We start from the raw sequence: 14433 nt of genomic DNA, 5'->3' as shown, positions 1-14433 counted from the left end.
TATGAAAAAAGTATTATTAATTCTTTTTATTTTAGTTCTTAATATCAGCTTTGCACAAACAAAACAATTTGTTTACGACTATATTTCAGTTCCAGATTCGACACAAAAAAACGTTACAGAATCTGAAATAATGCTTCTAAATATTAACAAAGAAAAATCTGAGTATTTTAGTTTAAATAGGTATATCACTGATTCAACTTTATTTGATGGTAAGAAAAAAGGGTTTGTTCTGATGCCTCCGAATAAAAAAATGTCAAATGATAGAGTTAATAAAATTTCCTACTCAAAAAAAATCGAATTTATTACTCAAATAGGTTTTACGAAATATTTTGTGGATGAAAATGTTGATCTTAAATGGAAACTTTATCCGGAATATATTACGATTTTAAATTATAAAGCACAAAAAGCAACCACAGTTTTCGGTGGTAGAAAATGGACGGCTTGGTTTGCGAAAGATATCCCATTTCAAGATGGACCATATAAATTTAAAAATTTACCAGGTCTAATTGTTAAAATTGAAGATGAATCTAAAAGTCATGTTTTTGAATTAAAAGGTATTAAAAACACAGATTATGATTTTATTTATCCAAATCCTTTTCAAGATCAAAAAATAAGCATTGGTTACAAACAATTTGTAAAGGCCTATAAAAATTATAGGAAAAATCCCCTTGCAAACTCGATAAATTCCTATCCGGATCAGACAGATTCAAGCGGGAATTTTAGAAAAGGTTCAGATATTTTTAGAGAAGAAAAAAAACTTTGGGAGAACAAAATCCAGAAAGACAACAATATTATTGAAATTGATTTAATTAAATAATGAAAAATATAGGAATTATCGGCTCTGGAACAATGGGAATTGGAATCGCACAAGTTGCGGCGACCAATAATTGTCAAGTTTTTCTTTACGATCAAAACAGTTTGCAAACTGAAAAATCTTTGGAAGGTCTTCAAAAAGTTTTAGCAAGATTAGTAGAAAAGGGAAAAGTTGAAATTGAAGAAAGCGAAAATATTTACAACCGAATTAAATTTTGCACCGAACTTAAAGATCTAAAAGATTGTGATTTAGTGATTGAAGCAATTATTGAAAATAAAGAAATTAAGCAAAAAGTGTTTGCAGATCTGGAATCAATAGTGTCAAATGAATGTGTTTTGGCTTCAAATACGTCTTCGATTTCCATAACTTCGATTTCTTCAGATTTAAAAAATCCAAGTAGATTTTTGGGAATTCATTTTTTTAATCCTGCGCCTTTAATGCCTTTGGTTGAAATAATTCCCGGACTTTTAACAGATGAAAATTTACCACAAAAAATTAATGATCTAATGAAATCCTGGGGAAAAGTTCCTGTGATAGCAGAAGATCTACCTGGATTTATTGTGAACAGAATTGCGCGTCCTTTTTACGGAGAAGCATTGCGAATTGTTGAGGAAAGAATCGCCACACCTGCGCAAGTTGACGAAGCGATGCGAACAATCGGAAATTTTAAAATGGGACCTTTTGAATTGATGGATCTTATTGGAAATGACATCAATTTTTCTGTAACAAAAACGGTTTACGCGGATTATTTTTATGATCCAAAATATAAACCTTCACTTCTTCAACAAAGAATGAGCGAAGCAAAATTGCTAGGTAGAAAAACTGGAAAAGGATTTTATGATTATTCTGGAGAGAATCAAGATTCAAGAGCCAAGAATCAAGATAATATCGATGAAAAATTGTATCAGGAAATCTTCATGAGAATTATCTCAATGTTGATCAATGAAGCAGTGGAAGCCAAAAGGTTGCAAATTGCAAGTGATGAAGATCTGGAATTGGCGATGCAAAAAGGTGTAAATTATCCAAAAGGTTTACTGGCTTGGGGCAAAGAAATTGGTTATCAAAAAATTTCTGAAACGCTACAAAATCTTTATGAAACTTATCAGGAAGAAAGGTATCGACAAAATCCACTTTTAAAAACTTTATAAATGAAAATATTTAGTAAACAAAATTCGATTTCAGCTTTTAAAAATTCGCTTCTTTTCACTCTTATTTTGACAATCATACAATTAATTTGGAGTTATTTTGATGATAGTTTTCGAGAAAAAAATATTGAACATTATATATTGCGACAGTCAATCACTTTTATTTTAATGTATTTAATTTATTTTTTTACTGTAAATTATCAAAACATAGGATTTAAAGATTTAAAATCAAAATTTAAAAAAAATAATTCCGATTTATGACACCGCTAGAAACCGCAAAATATATTTTCTCACAAGATGCCTTTTCACAATGGTTGGGAATTGAAATTTTAGAAATAAAAGAAAAATATTGTCATATTAAAATGCCAATAAAAGCAGAGATGATCAACGGTTTAAAAACAGTTCATGGTGGAATTACTTTTGCGTTTGCAGATTCCGCTTTGGCTTTTTCTTCCAATAATATGGGGGAAGCTGCAGTTGCTTTAAATTGTGTTATTAATTTTACAACTGCAGTTCGTTTGGGAGACACTCTTTTCGCCGAAAGTAAATTATTAACGGAAACCCGGAAAACCGGTATTTATGATATTTTAATTAAAAATCAGCAAGAAGATTTGGTCGCCAGTTTCCGCGGAACTGTTTATAAAATTAATAAAAAAGTTGTTGATTTGTAATCTCAAAATATTAATATAAAAAAAAATAATGACCAATTTACCAGTCACTTTTCAATTTATTTCTGAACCCTCAGACGTTAACTACGGCGGCAATGTGCACGGCGGAAGTGTTATGAAATGGATCGATCAGGCAGGTTATGCGTGTGCGACAACCTGGTCAGGAAATTATTCTGTCACAGTTTATGTTGGCGGAATTCGATTTTTTCACCCTATAAAAATCGGTGAAATCGTGAAAGTTGAAGCGCAGGTTATTTACACAGGGAATTCAAGTATGCATATTTCTATTAATGTTTTTTCCAGGAATATTAAGCAACCAATTTTCACGAAGAAAACGCATTGCATTATTGTATTTGTGGCAGTAGATGATAACGGAAATTCTTTACCTGTGCCGAAATGGATTCCGGAAACGGACCAAGAGAAACAGCAGGAGCAATATGCAAAACGTTTAATGGATCTTCGTAAAAATATAGAAGATGAGATGAAACCTTTTTTGTAAAAATGCTTACACTCAAAAACGCAAAGGGATTTACGCAAATACGCAAAGTTTTTTATTGAAAATTCTGCGTAATTTTTAAAATCTGTTGGAGAAAATATTTTAAAAAAAAAGAGCCGATTTAAAATTTAAATCGGCTCTTAATAATATTTAAAATAAATTATCTTGCGATATTTACCGCTCTCGTTTCACGAATTACTGTAATTTTGACCTGTCCGGGATAAGTCATTTCATTTTGAATTTTCTCTGAAATATCATAAGACAATTGCGCTGCAACGTCATCTGACACTCTTCCACTTTCTACCATTACGCGAAGCTCACGTCCGGCCTGAATAGCGTAAGCGCTGGAAACGCCTTCGAAACTTAAAGCAGATGCTTCAAGGTCTTTTAAACGCTGAATATAAGATTCTAAAACCTGACGTCTTGCACCTGGTCTTGCTCCGGAAATTGCATCGGCAACCTGAATAATTGGTGATAATAACGAAGTCATCTCAATTTCGTCATGATGTGCTCCAATTGCGTTTACAACTTCGGCCGTTTCACCTAATCTTTCCGCCCACTGCATTCCTAAAAGTGCGTGTGGCAGTTCAGACTCTTGCTCTGGAACTTTACCAATATCGTGAAGCAAACCTGCTCTTTTCGCTAATTTCACATTTAAACCTAATTCTGCAGCCATTGTTGCCGCAATATTTGCTACTTCTCTCGAGTGTTGCAATAAATTTTGTCCGTAAGAAGAACGAAATTTCATTCTACCAACCACTTTTACCAATTCCGGATGAAGTCCGTGGATTCCTAAGTCTATGACTGTTCTTTTACCAACTTCTATGATTTCTTCCTCGATCATTTTTTGTGTTTTTTCCACCACTTCTTCGATTCTCGCCGGGTGAATTCTGCCATCAGTTACTAAACGATGCAAAGATAATCTCGCGATTTCTCTTCTAACCGGATCAAAACAAGACAATAAAATTGCTTCCGGAGTGTCATCTACAATAATTTCTACGCCAGTTGCTGCTTCCAAAGCACGAATGTTTCGACCTTCACGACCAATAATTCTACCTTTTACTTCGTCTGACTCAATGTTAAAAACAGATACAGAATTTTCAATGGCCTGTTCTGTTCCAATTCTTTGGATCGTTTGAATAACAATTTTCTTGGCTTCAGTTTTTGCGTTTAATTGCGCTTCTGCCATGATATTTTGCACGTGTGCGGCTGCTTTACTTTTGGCTTCAGCTTTCATTGCTTCCACTAATTCATTTTTAGCTTCTTCCGCTGAAAAATTAGAAACTTTTTCCAGCATTTCAACTTTTTGAGAAATAACTTTATCTAAATCCTGTTGTTTGCGTTCTATAACCTCAGTTTTTTTGGAATAATCAGAAATTTGTCTATCTAAATCTTTCTCTAATTTTCCTGCCTTGCTTAGTTCATCGTTCAGTTTTTGCTCTTTATCTTTAACTCGGTTTTCTGAATCCTGCATTTTCTTTTCACGACTTTGAATATTAGAATCGTGCTGAGATTTCAACTCCAGGAATTTTTCTTTCGCCTGAATATGTTTCTCTTTTCTCGTAGCTTCTGCCTGGATATTGCTTTTTTCCAAAAGGATATCAGCATTTTTTTGAGCATCTGCCAATATTGAATTTGCTTTGGCGTTTACCGTACTTTTTCCATATAATAAGCCTGCAAGTGCTCCTAAAATAAGGCAGATCACTCCGGCAATAATTGTTGTTGTCATTTATTTACTTTTATGTTATTATTTGTTTTAATTTATATTTTCTGTTAAGTTTGTCAAATTTTTAAATAAAAAAGCCTACAATAATCCAAATTGATTTTGAGTAAACTCCTAATCGACACGATTTAAGCTCATTTTCCCTGTCTGTAATCCGAAGTAAATCGGCGCGCCATTCCGGGAACATTCGCTCGTTAATTTAATAGTGTTGAGTTTACCTTAATGTGTTAGAACTATTGTAGGCAGATTTTGCGGAAAAGAACAATCTACTTTTCCAGGTCTTCCAAAAGCTGGTTAATTTGCATTACCCGTTCTGTGGAAGATTTAATATTTTTTTCCTGAGATATTTTAGCTACTTCTGCATTAGTGCCCATTTTTAGCGCGCACATTGCAATTGCATCCTGTTTATCTCTGACATCGAAGTTGGCTTCAAATTCTTTAATCATACTTTCAATTTGCTTTCCTACACGGCGAAGCGTTTCTTCCTCTGCGGAAGGTACATTTAGCGGGTAGGTTCTCCCTGCAATATTGATTGTAATTCTTCTTACATCCATTATAAACCGCTGTTTTGTAGTTGCAAGATGCAGGTGTCAACTTCTTTCACCAAACGATTAATGTGATTTTTCATCAACCGATTGTGATCTTGATTTCCTGAAAGTGCTGAATAAAGTTTTATATTTTTCTGTTCTTCTGCTAATTCCTGATTCTTCTTACGCTCCTCTTCGTACTTCTTTTTCATTTGCTCGTACTCCAAACTAAGCTCTGTAAACTGTTCATTCAAATTTTTATAATTCTTATGAAGATTAAGCACTTTTTTTTCTAAAACTGAAAAATTATTTTCTAAGTCTTGGAGCATTTCAGGTTTTTATTCTAACATTTACAAAAATAGATAATTTAAATTTTATATTACCATAAAGTTAAATTTATTTGAATTTTCGAAAAAAACAAAGAGATTTTAGTTTAAAAAATTTCTTTCAAAAATCATTATTTGGTTTCAAAAGTGTTTGCTAGCGAGAGCGGGGAATTTTAGGAAATAAAAATAACTGTCAGGTTAATTAAATTTTTATCTAAGTTATCTCAAATAATGCTCAAATAAATCTAAAAAATTAACCGATGTAATTGAAATACAAATTAATAAAATTACCGAAAAAACAATTGTTTCCTTATTATTGTTAGATTTTATAAACTGAGAAAATATAAAAGTTATGCTACCTATCGCTAAAGTTATATACTGAAAAATTTTGTCATAAAAAAACCATGGCGTTTGTTGTAATTGTTGTGTTAAATCTCCTTTATAATTTAAATTTGCAAGAAAGCTACTATTAAATTCATATAATGTAAATGAAAATCTTAATAATTCTAAAAAACAAAAAGCAATAATTAAATTTATCATGCTCTCTACTATTATCTCAAATTTTGTTTGAAAATCAAAAACAATAATTACAAAGCTATAAAGAAATAGTATTAAAAGAATAAATAAAATCGAAAATAATGATGATACTACCAAACTTATATTACCTGTAATTCTAGCAGTAGTTAAAATGAAGTCCGGTAAGGTATTTAAAAGAATATTAATACGTATTCCACTTGTAAAAACAATTACTAGAAAATATATTAATAATAAAATACCGGTTTCGTAAAACTTACTGTTGATGGTTGTTTTCATCTCTACAAACTTTCAATTATTGACGAAATAAATAATAAAGAGATTGGTATTATAAAATCTGAAATTTTCGGTAAATAAGTTTTTGTTAGATTTCGGTTAATCAAAAAATCCTTGTAAAAGTAAAAACCTTTATAACCTATATTTGAAAATAACATTAATGCAAATAATTCTATTGGAATATGCTTTGAATAATATAAAATATCTGTAATATTGAGAGAATAAAAAGCCATGCTATACACAATCGATAACAGATAACCATTCCAAAAAAGGATTAAAATAGTTAATAAACCTCCTGATAAAAATCCAAGAATAGATAATAGAAATCCGATAAATAAATTATTTAGAAAAATTTGAAAAAAATTCTTATTTGTATCGCCATAAATATTTTTTTTGGGTCTAAAACTATTTTCAATTTTTTCTTTCTTCTTATCTTTATTATAAGATTCATTACTTAATGGGTAATAAAAAAAACCACATGAGAAAACAAGAAAACTAAGAAGAAATAATTTTTTCAAGCAGAAATATTTTTAAGACGTTTTTCCAATGTTGGATGTGTTATACCTCCTTTAGCAACTCTACCATTACTAATTTTATCCAATGAAAGTAATGCGTGCTTATAGTTTTCAATTCCTACTTTCTCTACCGCATATTTATCTGCTTCAAATTCAAATTTTGATTGCACTTTTCCTGGAATATAATATAATAATAACCCAAAAATACAACCAATTATAAATATTGATAATGGTGCAAAAACTGTATTTTCAAAATTAGCCATAAGCCTTTGTCTATAGTAAATGATAACAATAAATGTCATTGAAAAAAATAAATTTATAAGGTAAAGTTTCCAGATATGATTGAGTTTCAAATGACCCATTTCATGATATATAATAGATTCTAAATCCTCATTTTCAAATTTTTCAAACATTTTTTTTCCTACTAACACGGTCTTTGTAAAGGGCAAAATACCAGATGCATAAGCATTAGTTACCTCTGCATTTATAATTCTAATTTTACAATTTATATTACTTCTTTTAATAAACGAGTCCAATTCTTCATTTTTTATATAAACTTTATTTTGTAAAAAATAAGTTAAAGGTCTTTCTATAATAAATTGATAACTTGGGATAAAAGATGTGAAAAGAACAATGAAAATTAAACGTAAATAATTGTTTTCATGTGAATAATTGATTAAATAGAAAAAAAATGAAAAAGTGACAAATAAGAATCCAAATTCAATAATTGTGAATTTAAGATTAAATTGATATTTTTTTATAGGCATTTTGTACAATAACCTATTAATTAAAACTATAGTGTACTTTACCAAATAAAAAATTAAAACTAATTGTAATGATGAAATTAAACTCTCTTTTAACATAATTTTACAAATAAAGTTCCTATTATTTTCACAATAATAGGAACTGTTTAATTACTAAAGTGCTCCTAGACCACCGCTAATTACTGCTCCAAGAGGGCCTCCAAAAGAACCTAACTCTGCACCATATTCTGCACCAGCCCAAGCTCCTACTCCGCCACCCATAGTTGTACTTAGCACTTGGTTTGCACCAGATGAATGTCGGGTCAAATAGTAACCGGCATTTGCATTTGTACTATTTCTAATAGTGTTAAAACATAAAAAAAGTACAGTAACTCCTAAAAGTCCGAAAATTGCTTTTTTCTTTTCCATAATTTCTAAAAATTTAAAGTTAATAATAAAATGATTAATTGTTTTTGCAAAATCCATAATCAAAGATCAGAAAATAGGATCAAAAATATTATTCCATTTGGAATAATATTTAAAAAAGATAATTATATTTAATTTTAATATTTTTGTAACTTTACTTTTAAAAGATGTGTAATGGTTGAAAAAATTGATGATATTGGATTTGAAATTATGAAATTAAGAGAAAATAAGAATATTTCTCAAGAAGATCTAGCTATTGAACTAAATATTTTTCAAAGCAAGTTATCTAAAATCGAAAGTGGAAAAACAAAAAAAATCGACATTATAACATTAATCTCGATTTGTCATTTTTTCTCAATTTCACTATCTGAGTTTCTTCAATATATTTTGTAATTTTGATTAGAATTAAATTTAAGATGGAACAACAAAATATTATCATTTTTGAACCTAGTACTTCCGAAGAAACCAATGCTTTAAAAGCATTTGCAAAGGCTTTAAAGTTAAAATCTGAAGTAAAAGAAAAACCTCACAATCCCGAGTTTGTAGCGATAATTAAAGAAAGCCAAAAACAAGCAAAAGAAGGCAAAGTTACCCGTGTGAAAAAAGAAAATCTAAAAGAATTTTTAGGATTATAAAATAGCTTACCATTTAGATTTTACCGATAAAGCCAAAGAAGATATTGCCACACATAAAAAGTCAGGAAACAAAACGATTTTAAATAAAATCTTTGTTCTTTCTGAGGAACTTGCAGAACATCCTTTTACAGGAACTGGAAAACCTGAACAATTAAAATATAATTTATCAGGTCTTTGGTCCAGACGAATAAACAAAGAGCACCGCTTGATTTACGAGGTAGAAAACAACGTGATAATTATTCTTTCTGCTTTTGGACATTATTTATAACACAAAAACCAACCGAAAAGTTGGTTTTTTTTATTGAATATTTTTTAGAAATTTAAGTTTTATTCAAATTTCAAAACAAACATAAACGCTCTTGTCTGCATTGTAGAAATCGCGGCAGCCCAATAAGGTGGTGTCCCGGGATTATCAGCAACAACTTCGTTATTGGTAAAAAATGTGCCGCGGAAAGCAGGTGTCAATTTAAATCTGCTAAAATAAAACTGAATTCCCAATTCTGCTGTATAGCCAAAATTAGTAGTTGTTGAGCGAAAAATTCCCTGCTGATTATCATCTGCAGAAGCACTATTTGACTGCAAATTCACAGAGTAATTTACACCTACCGCTGCATATGGACGGGAATTATACCATCTATCCCCATGAAATTCCAAAAGTAAAGGAATATCCAGGTAAGTTGATTTTACTTTGCGGATCCTGTCGGCGTCCGTCAACGCTAAAGGTGTAAATGGCTGATTTGTTGGCGTTCCTGCGGCAAACTGATCATTTGATTGCGTGTCAAAAGTCAATTCTCTTTCAACAAATTGTAAACCCGGCTCCAAACGAAGATCAAAATTATCATTCAAACGCGCCTTTCCGATCAAACCTGCACCAAAACTAGCGCTGGTTTTGCTTTGGACCAGATTTTTATTACCGTTAATACCATATTTTGGATCCAGAACAATTTTGTAGTCATACTGATTCGCATTAAGGAAAAAACCGTAGCTCAACTTCGCATCGTCCACACCTTCAAGATTATCCATACGGTCTTTTGTTTTAAAAAGCTGTGCATGAAAAAAATTTGCCGTTGAGAATAATACGATTGCGGTTATTTTTAGAGATAATTTACTCATTATTTTGTGGCTTTGTAAATAGTGGCAACGCCTAAAGTTAATTTTTTATATTCTACCGATTTAAAACCGGTTTCTAAAAGTATTGATTTCATTTTTTCACCAAAAGGAAAAGCGTTCACGGAATCAGGCAAATACGTGTAAGCACGTGTATCTTTGGAAACCAAACGGCCGATCTGTGGCAAAATATTTTTAAAGTAGAACTGATAAAAAGGTCCAAAAAAGCCCTCAACTTTAGAAAATTCTAAAATAAAAACACTTCGGTTATCTTTTACCACTCTTCTAAGTTCCTCCAATCCTTTTTCTAAATTTTCAAAATTACGTACTCCAAATGCAACGCAAACTGCATCGAATTTATTATCTTCATACGCAAGATTTTCCGCATCGCCTTTCACCATTTCAATTTCCGATGACAATTTTTCATCCGCAATTTTAGTGATTCCAACATTCAGCATTTTCTGCGAAAGGTCTAAACCGATCACTTTTGAATTTAATTTTTTTTGAACTGTGATGGCCAAATCGCCTGTTCCTGTTGCAACATCCAAAACTAATTTTGGAGAATCTTCGCCCATCCATTTCACTAATTTATTTCGCCAAAGAATGTCAATTTTTAAAGATAAAACACGGTTTAAAAGATCGTATTTCGGCGCAATGTTATCAAACATATCTTCCACTTCGCGCTTTTTGCCGGCATCTGTATTATAAGGAGTAACTGGTTTCAAATTTATTTTCTTAATTGATTTATATTTTATGTCTGTCCGCTTTTATTAATTTAAATATTTTCAGCAAACTTTCTTTATTCAGGAGAAATCTAAAATTTATTTTAATTTTTATAAACTGATTTGTAGTAATTGATAAAATCCTGCTTTCTGAATATTTTTGTGCGGGATTCTACATCTGCGATATTTTTTATGATCTGGTCGTAATCTTCATCAATGTTGTAATAAAAATCATCCGTATATAATTTATTAAAAAGCCTGGCTCCACCAAGATATCTCCTACCATCAATCACCAAGGATTTTTGAGTTTTTACTAATGAATCTTTATTTAAATTGTAACCATAATATTGCTGGTAAACATAATAATCCTGATGGGAAATATTAATAAGACCTCTGATTTTTTTCACCTGAAAAGCAGAATCAAAAACCGGTTTTTTATTTTCGTCAAAGACAGCTATTTTATTATTGCCTTTATCCATTTTTACTTTCACAGTTTGTCCGGGAGCAATTATTTCCTCCTGTTCACCGTTAATTTTAAAGTAAAAAGTTTTTTGCGAGGGATTATCAACTAAGTAATAATTTTTTTTAGCTAAAAAAAGAAAATAGATCCCAAAGGCAAAAATCACCAGTAAAACAGAAATCACAAAACCTCTTACGGCCGGATTATTTTTCATAAAATTTTATATTATTTTTAAATTTGAACTGTATTTCTCGGTTAAAATCGCGCAGCTAAGCAAAATTCACCACTTTAAATTACCAAACATTTTTAAATAAAGCTTTTGCAAATTTAATAATAAATTTGTTTAGGTTAGGTTTTAATATAAATTCATAACTTTGCTTCTTAAACACTTAGTTTTAGTATGCCAAACACCATTATTATCGGTTCGGGGAGTTATTTACCCGAGAGAATTATCACCAGAGATCATTTTATGGACTCAGAATTTTACTCAGATGAAGGGGAACTTTTGACCAAACCAAATGCCGAAGTTATTCAGAAATTTGTAGATATTACCGAAATCGAAAACCGACGTTATATTAAAGATGGAGAAGTAAATTCTGACCTTGGAGCGAGAGCTGCAGAAGAAGCAATAGCCGACGCAAACATTAGTAAAGAAGATCTTGATTTTATTATTTATGCCAGTAATTTTGGTGATGTTGATGAAAATGGAATGAGCAATTTTATGCCGTCAATTTCATCCAGAGTTAAAAATAAGCTAAAAATAAAAAACAGAAAATGTATCAATTATGATATGATTTTCGGTTGTCCGGGTTGGGTTGAAGCAATGATATTGGCAGATACGATCATTAAATCCGGAAAAGGAAAATTAATTTTAGTGATTGGCGCAGAAACTTTAAGCAGAGTTACCGATCCTCACGACCGAAATAAAATGATTTTTGCAGACGGCGCTGGCGCGGTTGTAGTGAAAGCTACCGATGAAGAAAATGTCGGAATGATTTCTGATAAAACTGTTTGTGATAATGCAGAAGAATTAATGTTTCTCGAAAATTCACCGTCTTTAAATAAATCTGCAGAGCAAAAAACGCTTTATATTAGAATGCATGGTCGTAAAATTTACGAATATGCTTTAAAAAATGTTCCTGATGCGATCAAAGAAACTATTGATGCAGCAAATTTAGACATTGACGATATTGATAAAATTTTGATCCACCAAGCCAACGCAAAAATGGATTACGCCATGATTTCCCGTTTATTCAAACTTTATGGCAAAAAAGAATACGACCACGTTGTATCTCCAATGACCATTCAGGAATTAGGAAATTCATCTGTAGCGACGATCCCGACTATGTTTGATCTTATCCGCAAAGGAAAAATGGCTAATCAATCCTTTAAAGAAGGTGGAAATATTGTTTTTGCATCAGTTGGTGCAGGTATGAATATTAACGCCATCGTTTATAGATTTCCCACAAAAAAATAAATGCAGAAAAATATTTTAATCATAACAGGAATTGTATTTCTGTTGGAATTTTACGTCTATCAAGCTTTTAAAACGCTCACAAGCAATACCTGGTTGCGAATTGGTTTTTGGGTAGTAACAGTTTCCGTTTATGCCTACTTAGTTTTTGAGGTTTTAAATTTAAGACGCAGTGACCGCGATCAACACAAGATTCAAATTTTTGCGTCTATCTTTGTTATTTTTATTTTACCCAAACTATTAATCGTCATTGTTCTATTGATTGATGATTTTATAAGATTGGTTGGTTATGGCATAAATTCTGTGCAATCATCTAATACGACTCATTTTCCAGAGAGAAGAAAATTTTTATCTGTGATTGGCTTAGGTTCTGCTGCTTTGCTTTCTTACGCTTTTATAGACGGTATTATTTTCGGAAAATACCGACACAATGTTCGGAAAGTAAAAATTAAAATAGCCAATTTACCGGCGAGTTTTAAAGGGTATAAAGTAATCCAGATTTCCGATGTTCACAGCGGAAGTTTTTTTCACACTGAAAAATTACAGCAAGCTATTGATTTAATTAATGAACAAAACGCTGATTTGGTATTATTTACCGGAGACATGGTCAATAATTTTGCTGAAGAATTTGAGCCGTTTGTTCCTTTATTTAAAACTATTAAATCTAAAGACGGAAAATTTGCGATCTTAGGAAACCACGATTACGGTGATTATGCAGACTGGCCTTCACCCGAAGCCAAAGCACAGAATATTCCCAAATTAATTCAATTAGAAAAAGAAGCCAGTTTTGAAATGCTTCGAAATGAACATCGAATTATCGAAAAAAATGGCGAAAAACTTTACATATTAGGCGTTGAAAATTGGGGAATAAAACCATTTCCACAATACGGAGATTTAGATAAAGCTTCCGCCGGAGTTCCGCCAGAATCCGCAAAAATATTAATGAGCCACGATCCAACGCATTTTGATTACAAAGTAAAAATGCATCCATCAAATGTTCAGTTGACTTTGTCCGGACACACGCACGGAATGCAGTTTGGGATAGATTTAAAGAATTTTAAATGGTCGCCGGTAAAATTTAAATATCCAAAATGGGCAGATCTTTATGAAAGTGAAGGCAAACATCTTTATGTAAACCGTGGTTTTGGGATTATTGGATATCCGGGAAGAGTTGGTATCAATCCGGAAATTACTCTTTTTGAATTGAGTTAAATATTCTCTTTTCATAATTAAAATTTAAAACAGTTTCAATTTTTTGAAACTGTTTTTTTAGGTTTTTTAATTTTAAATAATTATTTTTACCAAAACCTGACATTTATTTGAAAAATACCTTAGTCCTTTTTGCCCATCCATACTTGGAACATTCCAGGTCAAACCGTGAAATTATTAAATTTTATGGCAAATATGAGCATCTGGATTTTCGGGATTTGTATGAAGATTACCACGATTTTCACATTGCGGCTTTTCGTGAACGCAAAAGATTACCCAATTACGAACGTATTATTTTTCACTTTCCATTGATCTGGTTTGGTATGCCGCCACTATTAAAACTCTGGATCGACGAAGTCTTTGATAAACATTGGCAACAAAAAAACGAGAAAAATCCTTTAGAACAAGTTGACGCAGTTATTTTAATTACCGCAGAAGGCGATGAATCTGATTATACAAAAATGGGCAAATTCCATTTTACAATTGAGGAATTGTTGTCTGGTTTATTGGTTTGTCTTGAGGTGAACAATATTAATTTAAAGGAAATAAAATGTATTTACAACGCTGACAAAATCAGTAAAAAAGAAATTATTTTACATAAACAGCACTTTCAAAAAATATTAGAAGAATAGA

The 14433-nt window shown here is 31.3% G+C and carries 19 protein-coding genes and 1 pseudogene; 10 read left to right on the top strand and 10 right to left on the bottom strand.

Going from position 1 to position 14433, the window contains the following annotated elements; translation table 11 throughout:
• Position 1: 1 nt before the first annotated feature.
• The 4 genes from BM238_RS01985 to BM238_RS01965 all read left to right on the top strand — a co-directional run bounded on the left by BM238_RS01985 (position 2) and on the right by BM238_RS01965 (position 3126).
• Positions 2-817 carry a GLPGLI family protein gene (locus BM238_RS01985; RefSeq protein ID WP_090078503.1) on the top strand — a complete coding sequence of 272 codons (816 nt, stop codon included), beginning with the start codon at positions 2-4 and terminating at the stop codon, positions 815-817.
• Positions 817-1962 carry a 3-hydroxyacyl-CoA dehydrogenase NAD-binding domain-containing protein gene (locus tag BM238_RS01980; protein ID WP_090078502.1) on the top strand — a complete coding sequence of 382 codons (1146 nt, stop codon included), beginning with the start codon at positions 817-819 and terminating at the stop codon, positions 1960-1962. Before BM238_RS01985 ends, BM238_RS01980 begins: the two co-directional genes overlap by 1 nt.
• Positions 1963-2216: 254 nt before the next feature.
• Positions 2217-2630 carry a PaaI family thioesterase gene (locus tag BM238_RS01970; protein WP_090078500.1) on the top strand — a complete coding sequence of 138 codons (414 nt, stop codon included), beginning with the start codon at positions 2217-2219 and terminating at the stop codon, positions 2628-2630.
• 28 nt (positions 2631-2658) lie between these two features.
• Entirely contained in the window at positions 2659-3126 is a 468-nt protein-coding gene (locus tag BM238_RS01965) for an acyl-CoA thioesterase (protein WP_090078499.1), read from the top strand.
• Between the two features lie 157 nt (positions 3127-3283).
• Here the strand turns inward: BM238_RS01965 and rny are convergent, their stop codons facing one another.
• From rny to BM238_RS01930, 7 genes and pseudogenes are all read right to left on the bottom strand, one after another.
• Positions 3284-4852: a ribonuclease Y gene (gene rny, locus BM238_RS01960; protein WP_090078498.1), complete on the bottom strand. Its 1569-nt coding sequence runs from the start codon at positions 4850-4852 to the stop codon at positions 3284-3286.
• Between the two features lie 344 nt (positions 4853-5196).
• Positions 5197-5400: pseudogene (locus tag BM238_RS01955) on the bottom strand (cell division protein ZapA); the annotation flags it as partial.
• A complete protein-coding gene (locus BM238_RS01950; protein WP_090078496.1) occupies positions 5400-5702 on the bottom strand; it encodes a hypothetical protein in 303 nt (100 codons plus the stop codon). The pseudogene BM238_RS01955 and the gene BM238_RS01950, both read right to left, overlap by 1 nt.
• Positions 5703-5918: 216 nt before the next feature.
• A complete protein-coding gene (locus BM238_RS01945; RefSeq protein ID WP_090078495.1) occupies positions 5919-6512 on the bottom strand; it encodes a hypothetical protein in 594 nt (197 codons plus the stop codon).
• Between the two features lie 2 nt (positions 6513-6514).
• Positions 6515-7027 carry a stage II sporulation protein M gene (locus BM238_RS01940; RefSeq protein WP_090078494.1) on the bottom strand — a complete coding sequence of 171 codons (513 nt, stop codon included), beginning with the start codon at positions 7025-7027 and terminating at the stop codon, positions 6515-6517.
• Positions 7024-7887: a M48 family metallopeptidase gene (locus BM238_RS01935; RefSeq protein ID WP_090078493.1), complete on the bottom strand. Its 864-nt coding sequence runs from the start codon at positions 7885-7887 to the stop codon at positions 7024-7026. The genes BM238_RS01940 and BM238_RS01935 overlap by 4 nt, the downstream gene beginning before the upstream one ends.
• 54 nt (positions 7888-7941) lie before the next feature.
• On the bottom strand, positions 7942-8253 hold the full coding sequence (locus BM238_RS01930) for a hypothetical protein (RefSeq protein WP_090078492.1): 312 nt from the start codon (positions 8251-8253) through the stop codon (positions 7942-7944).
• 114 nt (positions 8254-8367) lie between these two features.
• Between BM238_RS01930 and BM238_RS01925 the strand changes: the two genes are divergently transcribed.
• The 3 genes from BM238_RS01925 to BM238_RS01915 are packed head-to-tail and all read left to right on the top strand — an operon-like array spanning position 8368 to position 9096.
• Entirely contained in the window at positions 8368-8586 is a 219-nt protein-coding gene (locus BM238_RS01925) for a helix-turn-helix domain-containing protein (protein WP_090078491.1), read from the top strand.
• A gap of 23 nt (positions 8587-8609) precedes the next feature.
• Entirely contained in the window at positions 8610-8828 is a 219-nt protein-coding gene (locus BM238_RS01920; protein ID WP_090078490.1) for a DUF2683 family protein, read from the top strand.
• Between the two features lies 1 nt (position 8829).
• Positions 8830-9096, top strand: coding sequence for a Txe/YoeB family addiction module toxin (locus BM238_RS01915; RefSeq protein WP_090079089.1), 267 nt, complete (start codon positions 8830-8832; stop codon positions 9094-9096).
• A gap of 59 nt (positions 9097-9155) precedes the next feature.
• Here BM238_RS01915 and porT read toward each other — a convergent pair whose 3' ends face one another.
• From porT to BM238_RS01900, 3 genes are all read right to left on the bottom strand, one after another.
• On the bottom strand, positions 9156-9941 hold the full coding sequence (gene porT, locus BM238_RS01910) for a type IX secretion/gliding motility protein PorT/SprT (RefSeq protein WP_090078489.1): 786 nt from the start codon (positions 9939-9941) through the stop codon (positions 9156-9158).
• The gene (gene ubiE / locus BM238_RS01905; protein WP_394333972.1) at positions 9941-10603 is read right to left on the bottom strand and encodes a bifunctional demethylmenaquinone methyltransferase/2-methoxy-6-polyprenyl-1,4-benzoquinol methylase UbiE; all 663 of its coding nucleotides are present in this window, start codon (positions 10601-10603) and stop codon (positions 9941-9943) included. Before ubiE ends, porT begins: the two co-directional genes overlap by 1 nt.
• Before the next feature lie 158 nt (positions 10604-10761).
• Complete coding sequence (locus BM238_RS01900) at positions 10762-11331, bottom strand: hypothetical protein (RefSeq protein ID WP_090078487.1); 570 nt, start codon at positions 11329-11331, stop codon at positions 10762-10764.
• A gap of 186 nt (positions 11332-11517) precedes the next feature.
• Here BM238_RS01900 and BM238_RS01895 point away from each other — a divergent pair, with 186 nt between their 5' ends.
• The 3 genes from BM238_RS01895 (at position 11518) to BM238_RS01885 (ending at position 14432) form a co-directional block, all read left to right on the top strand.
• A complete protein-coding gene (locus BM238_RS01895; RefSeq protein WP_090078486.1) occupies positions 11518-12594 on the top strand; it encodes a 3-oxoacyl-ACP synthase III family protein in 1077 nt (358 codons plus the stop codon).
• A complete protein-coding gene (locus BM238_RS01890) occupies positions 12595-13803 on the top strand; it encodes a metallophosphoesterase (RefSeq protein WP_090078485.1) in 1209 nt (402 codons plus the stop codon). It abuts the gene before it with no gap.
• A gap of 107 nt (positions 13804-13910) precedes the next feature.
• On the top strand, positions 13911-14432 hold the full coding sequence (locus BM238_RS01885; RefSeq protein ID WP_090078484.1) for an NAD(P)H-dependent oxidoreductase: 522 nt from the start codon (positions 13911-13913) through the stop codon (positions 14430-14432).
• Position 14433: the final 1 nt, after the last annotated feature.

The organism is Halpernia frigidisoli, from assembly GCF_900113805.1.
Taxonomy (GTDB): domain Bacteria; phylum Bacteroidota; class Bacteroidia; order Flavobacteriales; family Weeksellaceae; genus Halpernia; species Halpernia frigidisoli.
The sequence above is the reverse complement of the archived record's forward strand: the minus strand, read 5'-3'. Positions and strand labels throughout refer to the sequence as shown.